This window comes from Microbacterium sp. NPDC057944 (assembly GCF_042887445.1).
Taxonomy (GTDB): Bacteria; Actinomycetota; Actinomycetes; order Actinomycetales; family Microbacteriaceae; genus Microbacterium; species Microbacterium natoriense.
The window spans coordinates 1484712-1506216 of record NZ_JBHVPJ010000002.1 but is presented as its reverse complement, the minus strand read 5'-3'; the positions used below and the strand labels follow the sequence as shown (position 1 = coordinate 1506216).

The window sequence follows — 21505 nt, the reverse complement described above, 5'->3', positions numbered from 1 at the left end:
GCCGACCGGACATCGATGTCATCAGGGGGGCCGATGCCGCACGATCATGACGGCGAGGAGCGTCGTGCGCTCCAGCGCAAGGCGTATGGCCGCGAGGCGTCGCTCACGGATGCCGAGGCTCGGCGTCTGCACGAGCTCGAGCACGCCCTCCGCGAGAGCGCCCGCCCCGAGGCCACGGCGGAGCGTTCCGCGCGGACGGCGGTCCCCGACAGGGGTGGGGCGGACGGGGCCCGCCTGGACGGGGCCCGTCTGGACGGCATGCGGACGGGCGAGGCGCAGCCTCCCGTTCCGCGGGGAGTCGTCGACGAGGAGAGCACCGCAGCGGCGCCCGTGGCCGAGGAGCCCGTGACCGAGAGCGTGGCAGGTGAGGCGGCGCCGGGTATCTGGACGACCTTGCGGTCGCACTGGAAGCCCGTGGCCGTTGCGTCCGCCGTCCTGCTGGCGATCGGACTCGGCGCGGGTTGGGCGCTGTTCTCTCCGCGTGCGAGCGACATCCCGCTCAGCGCGGAGGAGGTGGAGCGCAAGCTGGAGCTCTACACGGCGCAGAAGTTCGACGACGGCTCGCTGCGCGCGGTCGCGCGCGATGGAGACGCCCTCGTCTGGTTCGCCACCAAGAGCGCGCCAGAGCCGCAGTCGTGCCTGACCCTCGATGTGGGGGAGCAGTCCTCCATCAACTGCGTCTCGGACGAGGAGTTCGGGACGTTCCCGCTGAACGCGTCGATCTCGGTGCCGTCAGATAGCGAAGACCAACCGGGAAGCGAAACCAGCGTCAATGCTGTAGGCATGCTGTCCACGTCCGGCGAGGTGATGGTCGCGATCAACCGTTGGGACTATGTCGCCTCGATGCTCGATCAGTTCGAGGGTGAGGAGAAGGTGCGCGCGCAGGAGCTCATCGACGAGGGGTACCAGCCGGGGATGTCCCTGATCGGACACTTCCGCGGAGAGCCCGTGTGGGTCGCCGACCGCTTCACCGACACGGGCTCGATGGAGAGATGCCTGATCGTCGACGTCGTGGACGCATCGAAGTGCGCCGCACCGGACAACAGCGGGAATCAGGCGCCGATCCGGCTGAGCTCCGGCGACGCGGACGACTCGCCGTGGTCGCTCACAGTGGAGTTCACCGGATGGGGCATGCCCTATCTGACGATCACCGAGGGTCCGACCGGCGGATCGCTCGTGGTCATCGACACCGAGTCGGGGGATCCGATCGAGGTCCAGGTTCCCGTGGACCCGGCGGGCTGACTAAGCCGCAGACACCCGGTCGGCGAGGATCGCCAGACGCTCGTCACCGATGCGGGTGAGGATCAGCGTCGCCGACTCCGAACCCTTCAACGCGAGCTTCCTGCGGAAGGCCGCAGGGTCGACGTCCATGCCGCGCTTCTTGATCTCCAGGGTGCCGATTCCGTTCCTCTTGAGCACCGCACTGATCGCCTTGGGATTGGCGGGCATCGTCTCGCGCACGCGGAACGACTGCACGAACGGACTCGTGAGCGCGGCATCCGAGGTGAGGTATGCGATGCGCTCGTCGAGCATGCCCGCCTCCAGGCTGCGGGCGACATCGCCGATGAGCCGTGCACGGATGACGGCTCCGTCCGGTTCGTGCAGGAAGACGCCGAGCGGGCGCACCGGCGCGTCCTCGGCGTCGGCGCCCGCGGTGAGCTCGTAGGAGCGCTCGCCGCGGATGAGGAGCGCCGCTCTGCGCACGCCCTCTCTGGCGAGGACGCCGGTCCAGACCACGAGCTCCACGACGCTGCCGTCGGCGCTCACCCACTGGGCCTCTGCGTCGGCGGGGAGGCTGTCGCGATCGTGCGCGGGGCCGAGCTTGATGCCGGTCGGCGTGCGCGATGCCACGTCGAAGGCCCAGTCCAGCGACGGTGAGTAGTCGTCGGCCGAGACGCGGCGGGTCTCGCTGTGCCCGGAGGTGCGTCGCGCGGGGTCCATCCAGATCGCGCGAGCGGCGGGCGCGGTCGCCGTGCTCAGCTCCCGGTACGCATCCTCCGCCGTGCTGTGGCGCACGTCCGATCCGAGCGGCGCGAGGTTGTACGCGGCGATCGCGGCTGTGACCTCGTCGGCGTCAACGGCCGTGACCTCGAGTCCTGCCCCGGCGAAGGCGAGGGCGTCGCCGCCGATTCCGCAGCCGAGATCGGCGACGCTCGTCAGACCGGCGCTGCGGATGCGCTGGGCGTGCCGTGCGGCGACCCCCAGTCTCGTCGCCTGCTCGAGGCCGGCGCGGGTGAACAGCATCCGCTCGGCGAAGTCACCGAACTTCGTCCGTGCCCTGGCGCGCAGGTGGGCCTGCCCCACGACCGCCGAGACGAGGTCGGGGGAGTGGCCCGCAGCGCGCAGCCGCGACACCGCCCTGGCGACCTCGCCCGTCGACTCGATCGGCCCGAGGGCGTCGAGGAGCTCGATTCCGTCGGGGGTGAGCAGGGCGCGCAGCTCGGACATCTCCACCCGTTCAGCTTAGGTCGTGCCCGGCTGGCACTCGCATTGCATGAGTGCCAGCTGAGCGCTTAGACTGGATTAGCACTCTCGGGTTGAGAGTGCGAACAAGTCTTTCGTGTCAGCGTCAAGAAAGAAGAGGTAGACCGTGTCGGTTTCCATCAAGCCGCTCGAGGACCGCATCGTCATCAAGCAGGTCGAGGCCGAGCAGACCACCGCGAGTGGCCTGGTCATCCCCGACACCGCCAAGGAGAAGCCCCAGGAGGGCGAGGTCGTGGCCGTGGGCCCCGGCCGCATCGATGACAACGGCAACCGCGTCCCGCTCGACGTCGCCGTGGGCGACCGCGTGCTCTACAGCAAGTACGGCGGCACCGAGGTGAAGTTCGGCGCAGACGAGTTCCTCGTCCTGTCGGCTCGCGACGTCCTCGCGGTCGTCGTCCGCTGATCCAGCGCACATCGCAGAGGGGGTTCGGATGCTTCGGCATCCGAACCCCTTTCGCATGTCCGGAGCGGCCACGCGGCGATCGATTCCTGCCGAACCGCGGTCGTGGCGCGTGAACGCGCGCTTGGCCTGCGCCCACGGGCATAGGGTTGTGCGGTGACCCCTGACGCTCCCGCCCGCACCGGCCAGACCGCGGGGGCCGTCTACGCCGTCGCCGCCTACCTGCTCTGGGGCGTGCTGCCGCTGTACTTCCTGCTGCTGGTGCCCACGGGTGCGTGGGAGGTCGTCGCCTGGCGTGTGCTGCTGTCTTTCGTCTTCTGCCTGATCCTGCTCACCGTCACACGTGGATGGACGGCCTTCGGCGTCATCATCCGGCAACCGAAGCTGCTCGGACTCACGGCGCTCGCGGGCCTGCTGATCTACGTGAACTGGCAGGTGTTCGTCCTCGGCACCCTGAACGACCGGGTCGTGGAGACGAGCCTCGGCTACTTCATCAATCCGATCACCACGGTGCTGCTGGGCGTCTTCGTGCTGCACGAGCGGATCCGCCGGATGCAGTGGGCGGCCATCGGCATCGCCGCCGTCGCGGTGATCGTGATCGTCGTCGCCTACGGGGAGTTCCCCTGGATCGCGCTCTCGCTCACCGCGTCCTTCGGCATCTACGGACTCATCAAGAAGAAGATCGGACCGGCGGTGGATGCCGTGAGCGGTCTGACCCTCGAATCCTTCTGGCTCATCCCCATCGCGATCGTGCAGCTCATCCTGGTGGCCTTCACCCCCGCAGGCATCACCATGGGGGCGAACGGCGTCCCCCACGCACTGCTGCTGGGCTTCGCCGGCGTCGCGACGGCGGTGCCGCTGCTGCTGTTCGCGGCGGGGACGCGACGGATCGACCTCACCCTCATCGGGATGATCCAGTTCATCACCCCGATCATGCAGTTCGTGATCGGCGTCGCCTTCCTGCATGAGGAGATGCCTCCCGCACGCTGGGCCGGCTTCATCCTCGTCTGGATCGCGATCGGCGTGTTCGTGGCCGACCTTCTCCTCGCGGGGCGGCGGGGCCGTGGAAGCGGACCTGCAGAACTCGTCTGAACCTCGGGTGCATCGACGGCGGTACCCGGTGCCGGATCGTTAACGCACCGAAACCTAAGCACCCACTACGCGCTCCTGCCACGCTCTAGGGTTAGAGCACCCGACTGTGGTCACAATCCACGTTCAGTTACGCAAGGGAGCATCATGAACGCACTGAAGGGCTCGCGCACAGCGAAGGTCTTCGCGGGGATCGCGCTGGTCAGCGCATCCGCACTCGTCATCTCGGGCTGCGCGAGCAGCACGCCGTCCGACTCCGGCGACGGCGGCAGCAAGCCGTCCGCGGATCTCACTCTCAAGCTCGGGTCGCTGCTGCCGCAGACCGGCGCCCTGGCCTTCCTCGGTCCGCCCATGGAGTCGGGCGTCGGCCTCGCCGTCAAGGAGATCAACGACGCCAAGGCCGGCATCACCATCGACCTCACCGCCGAGGACGAAGGCGACACCGACACCAAGGCCTACGAGACCTCGATCACCAAGCTGCAGGGTGCAGGCGTGTCCGCCATCGTCGGCGCTGCGGCGTCCGGCGTCTCGAAGCTCATCCTCGACGGCAACGTCGCGGCGGGCATCCTCCAGATCTCGGCCTCGAACACCTCCCCCGACTTCACCACGTGGGACGACAAGGGCCTGTACTTCCGCACCGCCCCCAGCGACCTGCTGCAGGGCGAGGTGCTCGGAAACCTGATCGCCGAAGACGGTCACAAGACCCTCGGCATCATCTACCAGAACGACGCGTACGGCACCGGCCTCAACGACGCCATCAAGAAGACGTTCGAGGGCACCGGCGGCAAGGTCGTCGCCGAGGCGTCGTTCAACGTCGGCGACGCGCAGTTCGACGCACAGGTCGAGACCATCAAGGCGCAGAACCCGGACGCCGTCGCCATCGTGTCCTTCGACCAGTTCAAGACGATCGCCCCGCTGCTGGTGAACGCCGGCATCACGGCCGACAAGTTCTACATGGTCGACGGGAACCTGTCCGACTACGGCACCGACATCCCCGTCTCGCTCGAGGGCGCACAGGGCACCAAGGCCGGCCCCAAGCTCGCCGACGACTTCACGAAGCGTCTGCAGACCTTCTGGACGGGCGAGGGCAATGCCGAGGTGAAGGACTTCACCTACGCGGGTGAGGCGTACGACGCTGTCGTGCTCGTGGCTCTCGCGTCGCTCGCCGCCGGCTCCACCAAGGGCGCCGACATCGCGGCGAAGATGCAGGAGGTCTCGGGCGGCTCCGGCGACGGCGAGAAGTGCACGACCTTCGCCGACTGCGCCAAGATCATCAACTCCGGCAAGGTGGCCGACTACGACGGCTACTCCGGCGAGGTCACCTTCGATGAGAACGGCGACCCGCAGGGCGCCACGATCGGCATCTACAAGTACGGCGCGGACAACACCATCACCCGCACCAACTGATATCGCCGAGAAGGCCCCGGATGCTCGCATCCGGGGCCTTCTCCGTGCCCGGCGCGTTCGTCTCGTTCGCAGAGCGAGGAGCGCAGCGACGAGACGAACGCGCGTCAGGCGGCGTCGGTGCCCAGCGTGCCGAGGTAGAGTCCGATGACCTTGGGATCGTTCAGCAGGTCGCGCCCCGTGCCCTCGTACGCGTCCTTGCCCTGGTCGAGGACGTACCCGCGGTCGCAGATCTGCAGACAGCGACGGGCGTTCTGCTCGACCATGATCGTGGTCACGCCGGCCTTGTTGATGTCGGAGACGCGGATGAACGCGTCATCCTGTCGCACGGGGGAGAGGCCCGCAGACGGCTCGTCGAGCAGGAGCACCGACGGGTCCATCATCAGAGCGCGCGACATCGCGACCATCTGGCGCTCTCCACCCGACAGGGAGCCGGCGCGCTGCTTGAGCCGCTTGCCGAGCTCCGCGAAGATGCCGCTGACGAACTCGAGCCTCTCGGCATAGATCTTGGGGTTCTGGAAGAGCCCCATCTGCAGGTTCTCCTCGATGGTCAGCGAGGGGAAGACGTTGTTCGTCTGCGGCACGAAGGCCACCCCGCGTTTGACGAGCTTGTCGGCCTTGAGGCCGACGATGCTCTCGCCGTTCACGGTGATGTCGCCGGAGCGGACGTTCACCATGCCGAAGATCGACTTCAGCAGGGTCGATTTGCCGGCGCCGTTCGGGCCGATGATCCCGATCAGCTCACCCTGCCTGGCCACGAGATTCGCCCCGTTGAGGATGTTCACGCCCGGCAGGTACCCGGCATGGACGTCCTTCAGCTCGACGATCACCTTCTCATCGCTCATGCGCGACCCTCCTCGGGGGAATCGTTCTCTTCCACGGCGAGCTCCGCCTCGGCTTCAGCCTCGATCTTCTCGCGCAGCCGTGCGGCCGCGGCATCCTCCAGCACAGGGATGCGCCCGGTGACGGCTCCGAGGTCGAGGTCCTGGTGCGCGCCGAGGTAGGCGTCGACGACCGCGGGGTCCTCCATGACGTCCTCCGGCGGACCCTCCGCCACGACGCGCCCCTCGGCCATGACGACGACCCAGTCGGCGATGTGCCTGACCATGTGCATGTCGTGCTCGACGAAGAGCACGGTCATACCCTGCTCCTTGAGGTCGAGGATGTGGTCGAGCAGAGACTGGGTGAGGGCCGGGTTGACGCCGGCCATCGGCTCGTCGAGCATCACCAGGGTAGGGTCGCTCATCAGCGCCCGAGCCATCTCGAGCAGTTTGCGCTGACCTCCGGAGAGCGCCGCCGCGAAGTCCTTCTCCTTGGCGTCGAGCTTGAAGCGCGCGAGCAGCTCGCGCGCCTTCGTCTCGATCTCGGTGTCCTGCGAACGCCAGAGGAACGGGAAGAGCGAAGCCCAGAAGCCCTCGCCCTTCTGGTGCGGGGCGCCGAGCTTCATGTTCTCGAGCACGGTCAGCAGCGACAGGGATTTCGTCAGCTGGAACGTGCGGACCTGGCCCATCCGCGCGACCTTGAACGAGGGCACTCCCGCGAGGTTGTTCCCGTCGAACGACCAGGAGCCGCTGTTGGGGCGGTCGAACCCGCACAGCAGATTGAACAGCGTCGTCTTGCCGGCGCCGTTCGGCCCGATCAGGGCGGTGATGGCGCCGCGCGGGATCTCCACGTGGTCCACGTCGACCGCGGTCAGACCGCCGAAGCGGCGCTGCACCGCGTCGACCACGAGGATCGGATCGACCTTCGCGACGCCGGGCGCCGCAGGTCCCTTCGCGAGGCCCGTCGTCTTCGGACGGCGGATGCTTCCCGTCGCGGGGGCGGCGGACTCCGCGGAGCCCTCGGGGTTCAGTTCACTTGACAAAGGTCATCTCCCTCTTGTCTCCGAGGATGCCCTGCGGGCGGAAGATCACGAGCAGCATGAGCGCGACGCCGACGAAGATGAACACGAGCGTCGAGGCCTGGCTATCGGACATCGGAAGCACGCCGGCCTTCGCCATGCCGGGCAGCAGGTTCGCGAGGAACGCGAACACGACCCAGAACAGCACGGCGCCGAGGGTCGGTCCGAACACCGTGGCGGCGCCGCCGAGCAGCAGGATCGTCCACAGGAAGAAGGTGAGCGAGGTCGTGTAGTTGCCGGGCACGACGGCCGAGGGGAGCACGAACACGATGCCGCCGGCGGCGCCGATCACACCACCGACGACGAGCGCCTGCATCTTGTAGGCGAACACGTTCTTGCCGAGCGAGCGCACCGCGTCCTCGTCTTCGCGGATGCCCTTGAGCACGCGGCCCCAGGGGCTGCGCATCAGAGACCAGACCAGCAGGATCGACACGGCCAGCAGCAGGATGCCGAACACGCGGTTCCACAGGTCGTCGGCCGAGAACGTCCACGGGCCGAACCCGTAGGTGCCCTCGGGGAAGGGGTTCGCGTCGCGGAAGCCGCCGTTGTACTGGGCGAGTCCGTCTGCGGAGTTCGTCCACTCGTCGAACAGCTGAGTGGTGAACAGCAGCCGCACGATCTCTCCCGCTGCGATCGTCGCGATGGCGAGGTAGTCGGCGCGCAACCGCAGGGTCGGGATGCCGAGGAGCACGGCGAACAGGGCGCCGCCGGCCATGCCGATCAGCATGCCGAGCCACCAGGGGAGCCCGAACGAGAGCACGGAGATGGCGTAGCCGTAGCCGCCGATCGCCATGAACGCCGCCATGCCGAAGTTCAGCAGGCCCGCGTAGCCGAAGTGCACGGCCAGGCCCGTCGCCGCCAGGGCGTACGCGATCGTGACCGGGCTGATGAGGTAGACGGCGGTGTTGGAGAAGATGCTTCCGAAGTCCATGATCAGCCCAACCTTTCCTTGCGTCCGAGCAGACCCTGCGGCCTGACCAGGAGGATCACGATGAGCACGACGAGGGCGCTCGCGTACTTCAGGTCGGAGGGGATCCACAGGGTGGAGACCTCGACCGCGATGCCGACGATCAGCGAGCCGATGAGCGCGCCGAACGCGGTGCCGAGTCCGCCGAGCGTGATCGCGGCGAACATGAGCAGCAGCATCTGGGTGCCCATGTCCCACTTCACGCCGGGGCGGAAGTACGCCCACAGGATGCCGGAGATCGCGGCCAGCACACCGGCGACGACCCAGACGATCCGGACCACTCGGTCGACGTCGATGCCGGAGGCGGCAGCCAGCTGAGGGTTGTCGGAGATGGCTCTGGTCGCCTTGCCGATGCGGGTGCGGGTGAGGAAGTAGGCCACCGCGAGGATGGCGACGATGCTCACGCCCATCGCGATCATGTCGATGTACGACAGCGAGATCGGCCCGAGCTGGATCGGTGCGGGGCTCGCGCCGGGGAGCTGGTAGGTGCCGCCCCCGACGAAGTACTGGAAGACGTACCGCAGGGCCAGGGACAGGCCGATGCTGACGATCATCAGCTGCACGGTGCCGAGACCGCGATGGCGGAGCGGGCGCCAGACCGCGGCATCCATGCCCCAGCCGAACAGGCCGCCTCCGACCACCGCGGCGATGAGCCCCGCCCACAGGGGGAGGTGCCAGAAGGTGGTCGTGACCATGGCGAGCAGTCCGCCCCAGGTGACCATCTCGCCGTGCGTGAAGTTCGACATGCGCGTGGTGCCGTAGATCAGCGCCGCGCCCATCGACGCCAGCGCGAGCAGCAGTCCGAAGTTGAGCCCTCCGACGAGTCGGGAGAAGAGCTGATCCCAGAAGGAGACGGTTATCCGCTCTCCCTCGCCGAGGAAGAGGTTCATGATCTTCGTGCCGGTCAACCCGAACTCGACCTCGAACGACGCCGTCGTCCCCGCGATGGGCTGCGTGCCCTCGGGGAGCTGCGCGGCGTCGACGATCACGCCTTTCGGCAGCGTGTCCTCGTCGACGGTGAGCGTGTAGGTGGCCTTCTCGGGCACATACAGCCGCCACTTGCCGTCGGCATCCGTCTTGGTCTCGCCGTCGAAGCCCTTGCCCTTGATGGTCATGACCACATCGGGTACGGGCTTGTCATCGAAGGTGATGACACCGGCGAAGTAGAAGTCTGTGATCTCCTGGCCGTCGTCTGTCGTGTCGGCCGATGCCGTGGCCGGAGGCTGCAACCAGAGGAACGCGATGGCGAGGAGTGCGCCGAGCAGCACCACGATCCATCGGGTTCCGCTCCGTCTCGCCGTGATCGTCAGACTCACAGATCCTCCAGCCCCAGTACGCAGGCGATGACGGAGTTGTTCATCAGCCTTGATGTACGACGGTATGAGCGTAATGTGTCGGTTCTGTTTCAGCCAAGGCACGATCTGCTCACGGCGCGCCGCCCGTGTCGTCCGACGATGCGGCTGCGGCCTCGGAATCCCCGTCCTCCTGCGGAGAAGCGGGGAATATCTCCAGCCGCGACACGCTTAGAATTGGTACACGCCGCCGCCCCACCACGCGCCCCGCAGGAGGACAATCCATGGACCAGCACGATCCCTTCGGTTTCGTCGGACTCACCTACGACGATGTGCTGCTCCTCCCGGGGCACACCGATGTGATCCCGAGCGAGGCCGACACCTCCTCGCGCATCACGCGCCGGATCTCGGTCGCGACCCCGCTGCTCTCCAGCGCGATGGACACCGTGACGGAGTCGCGCATGGCGATCGCGATGGCGCGCGAGGGAGGCATCGGCATCCTGCACCGCAACCTGTCGATCGCCGACCAGGCCGCGCACGTCGACCGCGTCAAGCGCAGCGAGTCGGGCATGATCACCGACCCGATCACCACGACGCCGGACGCGACGGTCGAAGAGGTCGACGCGCTGTGCGCGAAGTACCGCATCTCGGGCCTCCCCGTGGTCGACCCCGACGGCAAGCTCGTCGGCATCATCACCAACCGCGACATGCGGTTCGTCTCCGGCTTCGAGCGTCAGACGACCTTCGTCAAGGACGTCATGACCAGCGAGAACCTCGTCACCGCTCCGGTCGGCGTCGCGGCGGGCGAGGTCATCGCGCTGTTCGCCCGTCACCGGGTGGAGAAGCTGCCGCTCATCGACGCGGACGGCACGCTCGCCGGTCTCATCACCATCAAGGACTTCGACAAGAGCGAGAAGTACCCGCTCGCGACCAAGGACGACCAGGGCCGGCTGCGCGTCGGCGCCGCGATCGGATTCTTCGGCGACGCGTGGGAGCGCGCAGAGGCGCTGCGCGACGCGGGAGTCGACGTGCTCGTGGTCGACACCGCCAACGGCCAGTCCCAGGGCGTCATCGACCTGGTCCGCCGCCTGAAGGCGGACGAGTCGTTCGCGCACATCGACGTCATCGGCGGCAACGTCGCCACCCGCGAGGGCGCTCAGGCGCTCGTCGACGCAGGGGTGGATGCGGTCAAGGTCGGCGTGGGCCCCGGGTCGATCTGCACCACGCGCGTCGTCGCCGGCGTCGGCGTCCCGCAGGTCACCGCGGTGTACGAGGCGTCGCTCGCCGCGCGCCCCGCGGGCGTCCCGGTGATCGCCGACGGAGGCCTGCAGTACTCGGGCGACATCGCGAAGGCCCTCGTGGCCGGTGCGGACGCCGTGATGCTGGGCTCGCTGCTCGCGGGCACCGACGAGTCGCCGGGCGAGATCGTCTTCCAGTCGGGCAAGCAGTTCAAGCAGTACCGCGGCATGGGCTCGCTCGGAGCGATGCAGACCCGCGGCAAGCAGACCTCGTACTCGAAGGACCGCTACTTCCAGGCCGACGTGCCCAGCGACGACAAGCTCATCCCCGAGGGCATCGAGGGTCAGGTCCCGTACCGCGGCCCGCTCTCGGCCGTCGCCTACCAGCTGGTCGGCGGCCTGCGTCAGTCGATGTTCTACGTCGGTGCGCGCACGATCGAGGAGCTCAAGGCCCGTGGCCGTTTCGTCCGCATCACCGCGGCCGGCCTCAAGGAGTCGCACCCGCACGACGTGCAGATCGTCGTCGAGGCGCCGAACTACAAGAAGTGAGCCCGGCGTAGGCGCGAGAAGGGGGCGGATGCTGCGGCATCCGCCCCCTTCTGCGTCCCCGGTTCAGTGCGCGAGCGCCGGCTCCGTCTCGACGGCCTCGGCGGCGGCGGCGTCCGTCGACTTCCCGGACGGGAGCCACAGCGCGATCACCGTCGCCGCGAACAGCACGGCGGCTCCCGTGAACACGGCGGGCTTCGCGGCGTCCACGTAGAGGTCGGGCGTCAGTTGGCCGCCCGCTCCGACGAAGATCGCGGTCATCACCGCGGTGCCGAGTGCGACGCCGAGCTCGCGGATGGTCGAGTTGACGCCCGATGCCTTGGCGTGGTCGACGAGTCCGAGGGTCGCGAGCAGCGCCGTCGCCGACGGGGCGAAGACGAGTCCCATCCCGATGCCCGCGAGGATGAACGGGGCGATCAGGTTCGGGTACTGCAGGTCGGGGGCGGTGATCTGCGCGATCCATGCGAGGGCGACGCCCTGCAGCAGCAGGCCGGGCACGAGCAGCGCGCGCGTGCCGACGCGAGGGGCGATCATGCCGGCGAGCGGGGCGACGAACATCGGGGCCAGCGTCCAGGGCGTGGTCTGCACCGCGGCCTCCAAGGGGGTCGACCCCTGCACGACCTGCAGGTACTGGATGAGGATGAACACCGAGCCGAAGGTGCCGAAGCTGAAGGCGAAGCCGACCACGTTCGTGATCGAGAAGGAGCGGTCGCGGAACAGGCGCAGCGGCACCAGCGGGGCCTTCGCGCGCATCTGCCAGATCACGAAGGCCACGAGCAGCACCGTGCCGAGCGCCAGCTCGAGGATCACGCCGAGGGAGTCCCAGCCGTCGTCGTTGCCGCGCACGATCGCGTGGACGAGAGCGAGGACGCCGGATGCCGCGAGCACGGCTCCGGGGATGTCGATGCGGGAGCGGGCGCCGAAGTCGTTGCGGAGCACGAGCAGTGCGAGCGGGATGGCGACGATCGCGACGGGGATGTTGATCCAGAAGATCGCCTGCCAGTTCCAGCCCTCCATGATGGCGCCGCCGACGAGCGGCCCGACCGCGACTCCGAGTCCGGAGACGCCGCCCCAGATCCCGATGGCGAGCGGGCGACGCGATGCGGGGACGGCCCCGGTGAGGAGCGCGAGCGAGAGGGGCATCACCGCTGCGGCCCCGAGGCCCTGGACGGCACGGGCGGAGATGAGCTGGCCGGGGTCGGAGCTGAGGGCGGCGAACAGGGAGCCGGCGCCGAAGAGGGCGATGCCGATCGCGAAGACGGTGCGGCGGCCGAACCGGTCGCCGAGAGCGGAGGCGATGAGGATCGCGCCGGCGAACGCGAGGGCGTAGGCGTTGACGAACCACTGCAGCTCCTCGACGCTCGCGCCCATCTCCTGGTGCAGCACGGGGAGGGCGTTGGTCATGACGAGGTTGTCGAGCGTGGCCATGAACATCGGGAGGGATGCCGCGGCGATGACGAGCGCGACCGGGCGACGCCTGATCGCGGAGGTGGGCTGAGACATGATGCTCCAGTTGTAATTGAATGATTACTTGTCCTGGAAGCAATGTAGTAATCGAATGATTACAAAGTCAAGTGATTCGCTGATAACCTTTCGACATGACCTCAGCCGCCGCATCCGACGTCCTCTCCGACGACTCGGGCAGGCGACTCTCCTCGGAGGAGCGGCGCGCGCAGATCGTCCAGGCGGCGCTCGCGGTGTTCGGCGCGCGTGGCTACGAGGGCGCGAAGACCGACGAGGTCGCTCGGGCGGCCGGCGTGAGCCAGCCCTACGTCGTCCGCCTCTTCGGCTCGAAGGAGAACCTCTTCCTCGCCGCAGTGGAGGAGGCGCTCGCCCGACTGCTGACGTCGTTCCGCGCCGCCCTCGCCCGCGAAGACGACGACCTCCCCGCGGGCAAGCGCATCGGCGAGGCGTACGTCGACCTCATCGAGGTGCGCGGACTCCACCAGACCCTCGCGCACTCGTACCTGCTCGGCAGCCACCCCGTGATCGGCCCTGCCGCGCGCCGAGGGTTCGCGCAGGTCTGGCGCTTCTTCCGCGACGAGGTGGGGCTCGACGCCGATGAGGCGAGGGCGTTCTTCGCCGAGGGCATGCTCATCAGCACCATGATCGGGCTCCGTATCGTCGACGACTACGGCTCCGACCCGCAGATCACCGAGCTGTTCCGTTCCTGCTTCCCGAGCGAGCTGCCGCACGTGCTCGACGTGCTCCCGCGCGGCGCCGAGCGCTGGTGACGGCGGGCCCTGCGCAGACGAAGAGCGGGACGGACGCCACGGCATCCGTCCCGCTCTTCGTGGAGACGACTCAGCTGCAGGTGTAGGTGACGCCGTTGACGTCCCACACTCCGGGGCCGAGGTCGGAGCACATGGAGAACAGGCTCGAGAACAGCATCACGATCACGATGAAGCCGATGATCTCGACGATGGTGAGGATGAGGCCGACCCAGAACCCCGCGGTCGCGAGACCCGTCGGCGCACCGGCCTTCTTCAGCTTCGAGCGGGCCACGAGGCTCAGGATCATGCCGACGAGCGGCAGGACGAAGGCGAGGATGAGCCCGACGATCGACAGGGTGCGGCCGGGGACCGGCGCCGTGGCGGGGTAGCCCTGGGGTGCGGCGGGGTAGCCGGGAGCGGAGTACCCCGGTGCGGCTGGTGCGGCGGGGGCCGCGTACCCGGCCGGGCCGGGTGCGGGAGGCACGGGGAACCCACCGTCCTGAGCGGGTGGCGGCGTGGAGGAGGGCGGCTGGTTCTGCGGGTCCGGGGTCGACATGGATCGCTCCTTGATCTGGGGTGGAAAATCCGTCAGTCCGAGCGTAGCGACTGCGCGGAGCGGGCCACCACCGGTTCGTGCGAGCGGCTCGCGCGCCGAGCATCCCTCCCATATGCCCGTATGCCAGAATCGTCATACCCCGCTCGCCCTTTCCCGCGTCACGGTGATGAAGGCACCAGGATGCAGCGCCGTTCCCCACGGCAGGGAATCTCCCCAAGGAGAGCTGAATGACAACCGAGACCCCCACTCGCGTCCTCGTCGTCGATGACGACGCCGACGTCGCGCTGCTCGTCAAGACCGTGCTCGAACGACGAGCCGGCTGCATCGTCGACCTCGCCGCCGACGGTCGCGAGGCCGTCGAACGCGTCGCGACGATACGCCCCGACGTGGTCGTGACCGACATCGAGATGCCCGGACTCAACGGACTGGAGCTCCTCGCGGAACTGCGCCGCTCCGCTCCCGCGATCCCGGTGCTGGTGATGACCGCGCACGTGTCCGTCGAGTACGCGGTCTCGGCGCTCCGCGCGCAGGCCGACGAGTTCCTCACCAAGCCCCTCGACAACGTCCGCCTCGTCGAGTCGGTCCAGCGCCTGGCCGTCGAAGGTCGTCGCCGGCGTGAGGCCGAGCGGCGCAGGGAGGTCGTGCTCGCCGTCGGCGCGCACCCCGACGACGTCGAGATCGGCATCGGAGGGCTCCTCGCCGCGCACGCGGCGGCCGGAGACGAGATCACGATCCTGACGCTCTCGCGCGGAGCACGGGGAGGGGATGCCGACAGCCGCCAGCGGGAGTCGCTGGCAGCCGCGGACATCCTCGGCGCACGGCTGTTCCTGCACGACCTCGTCGACACCGAGATGTCGGGCGGAGGATCGACGGTGCGCCTCATCGAAGAGGTGGTCCAGGAGATTCAGCCCACCATCGTGTACACCCACTCGCCGCACGACCGGCACCAGGACCACCGCGCGGTGAACGAGGCGACCGCCGTCGCGACCCGCGCCGTGGGGACCGTCGCCTGCTACCAGAGCCCCTCATCGACGATCGACTTCCGTCCGACGCGGTTCGTCCGCATCGACGGCTACGTGGAGCAAAAGCTGCGTCTGCTGGCGTGCTTCGACTCGCAGACGGCGAATCGCGACTACCTCGCACCGGACTTCGTCCGCGCGACGGCGCGGTACTGGTCGCGGTTCGGCGGCGGACTGGCGGTCGAGCCGCTGGAGATCGTCCGGGAGACCGCGGCCTTCGTGGGCGCCCACGAATTCGTGCGACAGGAAGGCTGACATGCCCCGTGTACTCGTGACGGGAGCCGGAGGGCCGGCGGGAGTGGTGGTGATCCGCTCGCTCCTGAAGCGCCCGGAGCTGACCGTCTTCGCGGCCGACATGGACGGCTGGGCCGCAGGGCTCTACCTCGTCCCCGTCGAGCAGCGGCGACTGGTGCCCCCCGGCCGGGCGGAGGAGTTCGTGCCCGCCCTTGCGCGACTGGTCGAGGACGACGCGATCGACGTGGTCGTGTCGACCGTGGACGTCGAGCTCATCGCGCTTTCCGAGCGCCGCGATGAGCTGGCCCCCGCCGTCCTCGCGGCGCCGTCCGCCGACACGCTGGAGGTCTCCCTCGACAAGCTGCTGCTCGCCGAGAGATGCGCAGACACGGGGCGCGCTCCCCGGACCGTGCTCGCCGGCCCCGCGGCGCAGGCCGTTGACTGGGAGTTCCCCGTCTTCGCGAAGCCCCGCCAGGGGGCGGGCAGCCGCGGCATCCGGCTCGTCCCCGACCGGGCGGCGCTCGATGCGCTCCCCGTCGACGAGGGGCTCATCGTGCAGGACTTCCTCCCCGGGGAGGAGTACTCCGTCGACGTGATCGCGGATGCCGCGGGGCAGGTCGTGGCCGCGGTGCCGCGCACCAGGGCCCGCGTCGACTCCGGGGTCGCGATCGCCGGCCGCACGGTGCACGACCCGGAGCTGGAGGAGACCGCGTCGGCGATCGCGAAGGCCATCGGACTCGTCGGCGTCGCCAACGTGCAGCTGCGCCGTGGCCGCGACGGGCGCGCCATGCTGCTCGAGGTCAACCCGAGGTTCCCCGGCGCGCTGCCGCTGACGATCGCCGCGGGCGTCGACATCCCGTCGCTCGTCGTCGACCTGTTCCTCGGCCGCGAGCTGCCGGCGAGCGTGCCGTTCCGCGAGGTCGCGTTCGTGAGATTCCTCGAGGACATCATCGTGGAGATCGACGAGGTGCTGGTCTCCGATCACGCGGGGCACCAGGAGGAGCTGTGAGCGACGTCCTGCTCCGGGGAGACCATCACGTCCATTCGACGTTCTCGGATGACGCGGTCTCCACTCCGGAGGAGAACGTCGCCGCGGCCGTGTCCGCGGGGCTCACGACCCTCCGCCTCGTCGACCACGTCCGCCGCGACACCACCTGGGTTCCCGAGTACCTCTCCGCGATCACGGCGCTCCGCGTGCCGGAGGGGCTCACCGTGCTCACCGGCGTGGAGGCGAAGGTGCTCGACGCGTCCGGGCGCCTCGACATCCCCGTTCTCCCGACCGGCGTCGACCGCATCCTCATCGCCGACCATCAGTACCCCGGCGTCGACGGACCGCTGAGCCCGAGTGACGTGCGCGAGCGGATCTCCGGCGGATGGGCGCCCCGCGACGTGCTCGACCAGTTCACCTCGTCGTTCATCGCGGCCATGGAGCGGCACCCCGGCAACCAGCTCGCCCACTGCTTCTCCCTGCTGCCCAAGATCGGCCTCTCCGAGCAGGACCTCGGCGAGGAGGCTCTCGCGGCATGGGCCGAGACCGCCGCGCGGACGGACACGCTCGTGGAGGTCAACGAGAAGTGGGGATGCCCCGAACCGCGGACCCTGCGCGCCCTCCGTGCGGCGGGTGCGATGATCGTGGCCTCCACCGACAGCCATGAGGCGGCGACCGTCGGGCGCTACGAGCGGGTGCGTCGTCTGCTGGCAGAGGAGGCGGGGGAGTGACCGCCGACCTGACCTGGCTGCAGACCGCCGTCGTGATCCTGCTCCTCCTCTGCGTCCTCGTCGGCACCCTGCCCGTCATCAACACCGGACTGCAGTTCCTCTCGCTGCCTCTGCACGCATTCACGAACCACTACGGGAAGGCCGCGCCCTTCCACCCGAACGTGGCGGTCGTGATCCCCGCGTGGAACGAGGGCAGGGTCATCGGCCCCGCGATCGAGCGCCTGCTGCAGCTGGAGTACCCGGCCGAGCGCCTGCGCGTGTTCGTCGTCGACGACGCGTCCGACGACGACACCCCGGAGGTCGTGGCCGCCAAGGCCGCCGCTCACCCCGGACGCGTCGTCCATCTGCGACGTCAGGTCGGGGGAGAGGGCAAGGCCCACACCCTGAACCACGGTCTCGACGTCGTGCTCGCCGACGAGTGGACCGAAGCGGTGCTCATCATGGACGCCGACGTGATCTTCGCGAGGGATTCGCTGCGCAAGCTCACCCGGCACCTCGCCGACGAGAAGGTCGGCGCGGTGACCGCCTACATCGCCGAGGGCAGCCGCGACCGCAACTACCTCACTCGGTTCATCGCGGTCGAGTACATCATCGGGCAGCTCTCCGCCCGGCGGACGCAGAACGTGCTGGGCGCGATGGCCTGCCTCGCGGGCGGCGCGCAGCTGCACTCCAGGGCCAACCTCGAGGCCATCGGCGGGCGGATCCCCGCTGGCACCCTCGCCGAGGACACCATGACCACCTTCGAGGGCCAGCTCAAGGGCCGTCGTGCGGTGTTCGAGCCGCATGCTCGGGTGCTCGCCGAGGAGCCGCGCTCCATCGACGCCCTCTGGAAGCAGCGCCTGCGCTGGGCCCGCGGCAACGTGCAGCTCACGTCGATCTACCGCTCGCTGTGGTTCCGGCCGAGCAAGGAGCACGCGCTCGGCAGCTTCTCCTTCGGGCTCGCGTGGTTCACGATCCTGCTGCTCCCCGCGTTCATGCTCCTCGCGGCCGCGGCGCTCCTGGTGCTCCTGATCCTGCACAGCGACATCGCCGAGTTCGTGTTCCGCTTCATGTGGATCGCGGCGGCGTGCATCTACCTGTTCTCGATCCTCTTCTCGGTGCAGCTCGACCCGAAGACATCACGGCACGCCTGGCGGGAGGCGATCATGTTCCCGGGGCTCGGGGCGCTCCTGCTCATGCTGATCGCGCTGTTCCCCTGGGCGTTCGACGCGCTGATCCGCGCGCTCGGCGGGTCGCTCACCGAGCAGACCCGCTTCGCCTGGGCGGTGGTCTTCTTCCTCTGGGGGCCGATCTCGATGCTCGGCATCTGGCTCGCCCGCGCGGTGGAGCCGCTGCCCGGAGGCCGGTTCCTCGCCGGGCTGCTCGTGTACATCTGCGGGTACGGATCGCTCCTGTGCGCGGTCACCGTGGATTCCTATCTCAAGGAGTGGCGCCGGGCCGACGCCACCTGGATCAAGACCGAGAAGATCGGGCGGGTCGACTCATGACCGGGATGCCGAACGAGAACGACGAGCGCGAGGAGATCGCGCGCGACGCCGAGAAGGAGCGGATGCTGGTGCCGCAGGCGCTGATCGCACTGGGCGTCGTCGTCGTCATCGTGATCGTCAGAGAGCTGTTCCTCCGATGAGCGCGCGACGTCTGGCGCTCGTCGTGGAGGACAGCGAGGATCAAGCGGCACTGCTGCGCCGGCACCTGGAGCGCGAGGGGTTCGAGGTCTTCGTGGCGAAGGACGCCGAGACCGCCATCGCCGCGTTCGATGAGATCGAGCCCGTCATCGCCGTCCTCGACCTGCTTCTCCCCGGCATCTCCGGTCAGGAGTGTGCGCGTCAAGTGCAGCGGCGCTTCCCCGAGTGCTTCCTCGTGATCAGCTCGGTCCTCGACGCGGCGGACTACCCGCCGGCGGACGCCGCGCTCCCGAAGCCGATCATCGGCGCCGATCTCCGCGAGCTCGTCCGGAGGATCGGGCGGTGAGCGAGCTGACCGCGACGGAGAAGGGGTGGCGCCGGTTCTTCGACGACCCCTCGCCGCTCGTCAAGCAGGCGCCGACGACCATCGCGGTCCTCGTCGCCGCCGTGCTCATCGCGATCATCCCGAGCTTCCCTCTCACGAGCGTCGCGGCGGCGATCGCCGGCATCGCGGTCGTGATGGCGACCACCGCCCTCGCCGTCGTCCTCAGCATCCGGCATGTGCACGAGGGCTGGGTCGTGCTCCTCATCCCGATCATCGACATCCTCGGGATCGGCCTGCTGCGAACCGGCACCGGAGGCGCCTCGTCGCTGTTCTCCTCACTGGTGCTCCTGCCGGTCGTCTGGATCGCGGCGGCCCCCGGCATCCGTCACGTGTTCATCGTGGCGATCTTCACCTCGATCGCCCTGCTCATGCCGTACCTGACCTCGCCGCCGCCCGACACGGTGTCGTGGCTGCGCGGCGTGATCGGGCCCCTCGTCTTCGCGGCCGTCGGCGCCCTCGTCAACGAGCTGTCGCGGCAGCAGCGGCTGCGCATCGCGCAGGCCGAGCGTCTGGTGGCCGAGCGCACCGAAGCCCTCGCCGAGAACCTCGCCATGGTCGAGCAGCTCCGTGCGAGCGAGGCCCAGTACCGCACGCTTCTCGACTCCTTTCAGAGCCTGTGGCAGTCGATCACCGCCCAGGCCGTCATCGCGACAGACCTCGACGGGAAGATCGTCGAATGGAACCCCGGCGCGGTGCGCCTGCTCGGGTTGACCCCCGCGGAGGCGCTCGCCGACGTGCGGGTCGACCGCTTCTTCCCCGCCTCCTCGCTCTCGACGTTCGAGGACTGCCCCGCCACCGCTCCCGCAGGCCACGCCCCCGGACTCCCCGAGGGGCTGCGGCGCCTCTTCGCAGCGGCCGACACCGACCAGTTCGTCGAGGCCGACCTCGACGTCAGGACGGCCGGGGGTTCGTCGGTCCCCGCCCGCCTGACCGTCACGGCGCACCGCGACGGCTCCGGCGTGCGACGAGGGTATCTGCTCGTCATCACCGACGAGACGAAGGCCGTCGAGGTCGCCCGCATGAAGGACGAGTTCGTGGGGATGATCTCGCACGAGCTGCGCACCCCTCTCAGCGCGATCATCGGGTTCCTCGATCTGCTGCAGAACGACCCGGGGCAGCCGCTGACCGCCGACCAGACCGAGTTCGTCACGGTGATCGAGCGCAATGCGAAACGGCTGCTGAACCTCGTCGGAGACCTCCTCTTCACCGCGCAGGTGGAGTCGGGCCGGTTCCCCCTGGAGAAGGCGGATGCCGACATCGGCGCCCTCGTCGTCTCCGCCGTGGCCTCGGCGCGGCCGCACGCGCAGCGCGAGGGCATCGAGCTCGCCGCGGAGATCCCCGTGGACTCCTTCCGGCTCGACGCCGACGCCGGCCGCATCGGGCAGGCGCTCGACAACCTGCTCTCCAACGCCATCAAGTTCACCCCGCGTGGCGGCAGGGTGACGGCGCGGGTCGAGCGAGGGGACGGCGTGATCCGGCTCTCGGTCGCCGACACCGGCATCGGCATCCCGGAGGACGAGCAGGGCATGCTCTTCACCCGCTTCTTCCGCGCGTCCAGTGCGACGAGGAACGCGGTGCCGGGCGTCGGGCTCGGGCTCACGATCACGCGTGCCATCGTGCTCGCGCACGGCGGATCGATGGACGTCAGCAGCCAGGAGGGGGTCGGCACGGAGTTCCGCATCACCCTGCCGCTCGCGCCCCGCACCGAGGCGCTGCGCCTGGGCTGAGGCGCCGGCGGCGCCCCCGTGTGTCGCGCCGTGACGGCGGGTGACCGCGGGTGACGCCGACCGTGCGGCGCCGCACGGCGCGCGGGTACCTTCGCCGCATGACTCTTCTCCAGGAACAGCTCTCGATCATCGCCGACGTCACCGCCGAGGAGCGCGCTCAGCGTCTCACCGCCGCGGGCACCGCGTGGAACGAGCGCATCGCCGCCGATGCGGGCGCGGCCGCTCTCACCTACAAGGTCACGGGTCGCGGCATCGGATCCGTGGCGACCGAGATCCGCGCGGGGAAGCACCGCTTCCTCGTCGACGAGCCGGGCGCCCTCGCCGGAGACGATGCGGCGGCGAGCCCGGTCGAGTACGCCCTGGGCGCGCTCGTCTCCTGTCAGGTCGTCGTCTTCCGCCTGTACGCCCAGGCGCTCGGGCTCACGATCGACGAGATCGAGATCACGGCCGAGGGCGACCTCGACGTGCGCAAGCTGTTCGGCATCGACGAGTCCGGTCGTGCGGGGTTCCACGACGTGCGCGTGCGGGTCGACATCACGGGCCCCGACACGGCCGAGCAGTACGAGGAGCTGCGCCGGGTCGTCGACGCGCACTGCCCCGTGCTCGACCTGTTCGCGAACCCGGTGCCGACCTCGGGCGCTCTCGTCTGATCGTCGCCGCGGAACCGAGCCGTCGCGGATGACGGGTGCGCCCGCACCGCACCCGCC

At 69.2% G+C, this 21505-nt stretch carries 21 protein-coding genes; 14 read left to right on the top strand and 7 right to left on the bottom strand.

Annotation, left to right across the window (positions count from 1 at the left end; translation table 11 throughout):
- The first annotated feature begins 33 nt into the window (after positions 1-33).
- Positions 34-1242, top strand: a complete 1209-nt coding sequence (locus ACFVRO_RS16480) for a hypothetical protein (RefSeq protein ID WP_386954238.1) — start codon at positions 34-36, stop codon at positions 1240-1242.
- On the opposite strand, the gene ACFVRO_RS16475 is transcribed toward ACFVRO_RS16480, so the two are convergent.
- Positions 1243-2448, bottom strand: a complete 1206-nt coding sequence (locus ACFVRO_RS16475) for an SAM-dependent methyltransferase (protein ID WP_386954501.1) — start codon at positions 2446-2448, stop codon at positions 1243-1245.
- Between the two features lie 142 nt (positions 2449-2590).
- Between ACFVRO_RS16475 and groES the strand changes: the two genes are divergently transcribed.
- From groES to ACFVRO_RS16460, 3 genes are all read left to right on the top strand, one after another.
- Positions 2591-2887, top strand: coding sequence for a co-chaperone GroES (groES, locus tag ACFVRO_RS16470; RefSeq protein ID WP_017203655.1), 297 nt, complete (start codon positions 2591-2593; stop codon positions 2885-2887).
- 153 nt (positions 2888-3040) lie between these two features.
- On the top strand, positions 3041-3976 hold the full coding sequence (rarD, locus tag ACFVRO_RS16465; RefSeq protein ID WP_386954235.1) for an EamA family transporter RarD: 936 nt from the start codon (positions 3041-3043) through the stop codon (positions 3974-3976).
- Between the two features lie 144 nt (positions 3977-4120).
- Positions 4121-5380, top strand: a complete 1260-nt coding sequence (locus ACFVRO_RS16460; protein ID WP_386954232.1) for an ABC transporter substrate-binding protein — start codon at positions 4121-4123, stop codon at positions 5378-5380.
- Between the two features lie 104 nt (positions 5381-5484).
- Here the strand turns inward: ACFVRO_RS16460 and ACFVRO_RS16455 are convergent, their stop codons facing one another.
- Genes ACFVRO_RS16455 through ACFVRO_RS16440 form a run of 4 tightly spaced genes read right to left on the bottom strand, consistent with a single transcriptional unit; the run spans position 5485 to position 9560 of the window.
- On the bottom strand, positions 5485-6222 hold the full coding sequence (locus ACFVRO_RS16455; protein ID WP_105672707.1) for an ABC transporter ATP-binding protein: 738 nt from the start codon (positions 6220-6222) through the stop codon (positions 5485-5487).
- A complete protein-coding gene (locus tag ACFVRO_RS16450; protein WP_386954500.1) occupies positions 6219-7181 on the bottom strand; it encodes an ABC transporter ATP-binding protein in 963 nt (320 codons plus the stop codon). Before ACFVRO_RS16450 ends, ACFVRO_RS16455 begins: the two co-directional genes overlap by 4 nt.
- Before the next feature lie 49 nt (positions 7182-7230).
- Complete coding sequence (locus tag ACFVRO_RS16445; protein ID WP_105672708.1) at positions 7231-8208, bottom strand: branched-chain amino acid ABC transporter permease; 978 nt, start codon at positions 8206-8208, stop codon at positions 7231-7233.
- Positions 8209-8210: 2 nt separating this feature from the next.
- Positions 8211-9560 carry a branched-chain amino acid ABC transporter permease gene (locus tag ACFVRO_RS16440; RefSeq protein ID WP_386954231.1) on the bottom strand — a complete coding sequence of 450 codons (1350 nt, stop codon included), beginning with the start codon at positions 9558-9560 and terminating at the stop codon, positions 8211-8213.
- A 260-nt stretch (positions 9561-9820) separates the two neighbouring features.
- Here ACFVRO_RS16440 and guaB point away from each other — a divergent pair, with 260 nt between their 5' ends.
- A complete protein-coding gene (gene guaB, locus ACFVRO_RS16435; RefSeq protein WP_344011954.1) occupies positions 9821-11323 on the top strand; it encodes an IMP dehydrogenase in 1503 nt (500 codons plus the stop codon).
- Between the two features lie 63 nt (positions 11324-11386).
- Here guaB and ACFVRO_RS16430 read toward each other — a convergent pair whose 3' ends face one another.
- Positions 11387-12823 carry a DHA2 family efflux MFS transporter permease subunit gene (locus tag ACFVRO_RS16430; RefSeq protein ID WP_386954228.1) on the bottom strand — a complete coding sequence of 479 codons (1437 nt, stop codon included), beginning with the start codon at positions 12821-12823 and terminating at the stop codon, positions 11387-11389.
- 95 nt (positions 12824-12918) lie between these two features.
- On the opposite strand from ACFVRO_RS16430, the gene ACFVRO_RS16425 reads away from it, so the two are divergent.
- Entirely contained in the window at positions 12919-13554 is a 636-nt protein-coding gene (locus tag ACFVRO_RS16425) for a TetR/AcrR family transcriptional regulator (protein WP_105672712.1), read from the top strand.
- A gap of 70 nt (positions 13555-13624) precedes the next feature.
- On the opposite strand, the gene ACFVRO_RS16420 is transcribed toward ACFVRO_RS16425, so the two are convergent.
- A complete protein-coding gene (locus ACFVRO_RS16420; RefSeq protein ID WP_386954226.1) occupies positions 13625-14089 on the bottom strand; it encodes a DUF4190 domain-containing protein in 465 nt (154 codons plus the stop codon).
- A gap of 227 nt (positions 14090-14316) precedes the next feature.
- Between ACFVRO_RS16420 and ACFVRO_RS16415 the strand changes: the two genes are divergently transcribed.
- From ACFVRO_RS16415 to ACFVRO_RS16380, 8 genes are all read left to right on the top strand, one after another.
- Positions 14317-15363 carry a response regulator gene (locus tag ACFVRO_RS16415; RefSeq protein WP_386954223.1) on the top strand — a complete coding sequence of 349 codons (1047 nt, stop codon included), beginning with the start codon at positions 14317-14319 and terminating at the stop codon, positions 15361-15363.
- 1 nt (position 15364) lies between these two features.
- Complete coding sequence (locus ACFVRO_RS16410; RefSeq protein ID WP_386954221.1) at positions 15365-16351, top strand: ATP-grasp domain-containing protein; 987 nt, start codon at positions 15365-15367, stop codon at positions 16349-16351.
- Positions 16348-17061 (top strand): PHP domain-containing protein, encoded by a 714-nt coding sequence (locus ACFVRO_RS16405; RefSeq protein ID WP_386954218.1) that lies wholly within the window; start codon positions 16348-16350, stop codon positions 17059-17061. The genes ACFVRO_RS16410 and ACFVRO_RS16405 overlap by 4 nt, the downstream gene beginning before the upstream one ends.
- Complete coding sequence (locus ACFVRO_RS16400; RefSeq protein ID WP_386954215.1) at positions 17058-18548, top strand: glycosyltransferase family 2 protein; 1491 nt, start codon at positions 17058-17060, stop codon at positions 18546-18548. The genes ACFVRO_RS16405 and ACFVRO_RS16400 overlap by 4 nt, the downstream gene beginning before the upstream one ends.
- Positions 18545-18688 (top strand): hypothetical protein, encoded by a 144-nt coding sequence (locus tag ACFVRO_RS16395; RefSeq protein ID WP_386954214.1) that lies wholly within the window; start codon positions 18545-18547, stop codon positions 18686-18688. The genes ACFVRO_RS16400 and ACFVRO_RS16395 overlap by 4 nt, the downstream gene beginning before the upstream one ends.
- Positions 18685-19032, top strand: coding sequence for a response regulator (locus ACFVRO_RS16390; RefSeq protein ID WP_386954211.1), 348 nt, complete (start codon positions 18685-18687; stop codon positions 19030-19032). The genes ACFVRO_RS16395 and ACFVRO_RS16390 overlap by 4 nt, the downstream gene beginning before the upstream one ends.
- Positions 19029-20798, top strand: coding sequence for an ATP-binding protein (locus tag ACFVRO_RS16385; RefSeq protein WP_386954208.1), 1770 nt, complete (start codon positions 19029-19031; stop codon positions 20796-20798). The genes ACFVRO_RS16390 and ACFVRO_RS16385 overlap by 4 nt, the downstream gene beginning before the upstream one ends.
- Before the next feature lie 98 nt (positions 20799-20896).
- Positions 20897-21448, top strand: a complete 552-nt coding sequence (locus ACFVRO_RS16380) for an OsmC family protein (protein WP_386954205.1) — start codon at positions 20897-20899, stop codon at positions 21446-21448.
- Positions 21449-21505: the final 57 nt, after the last annotated feature.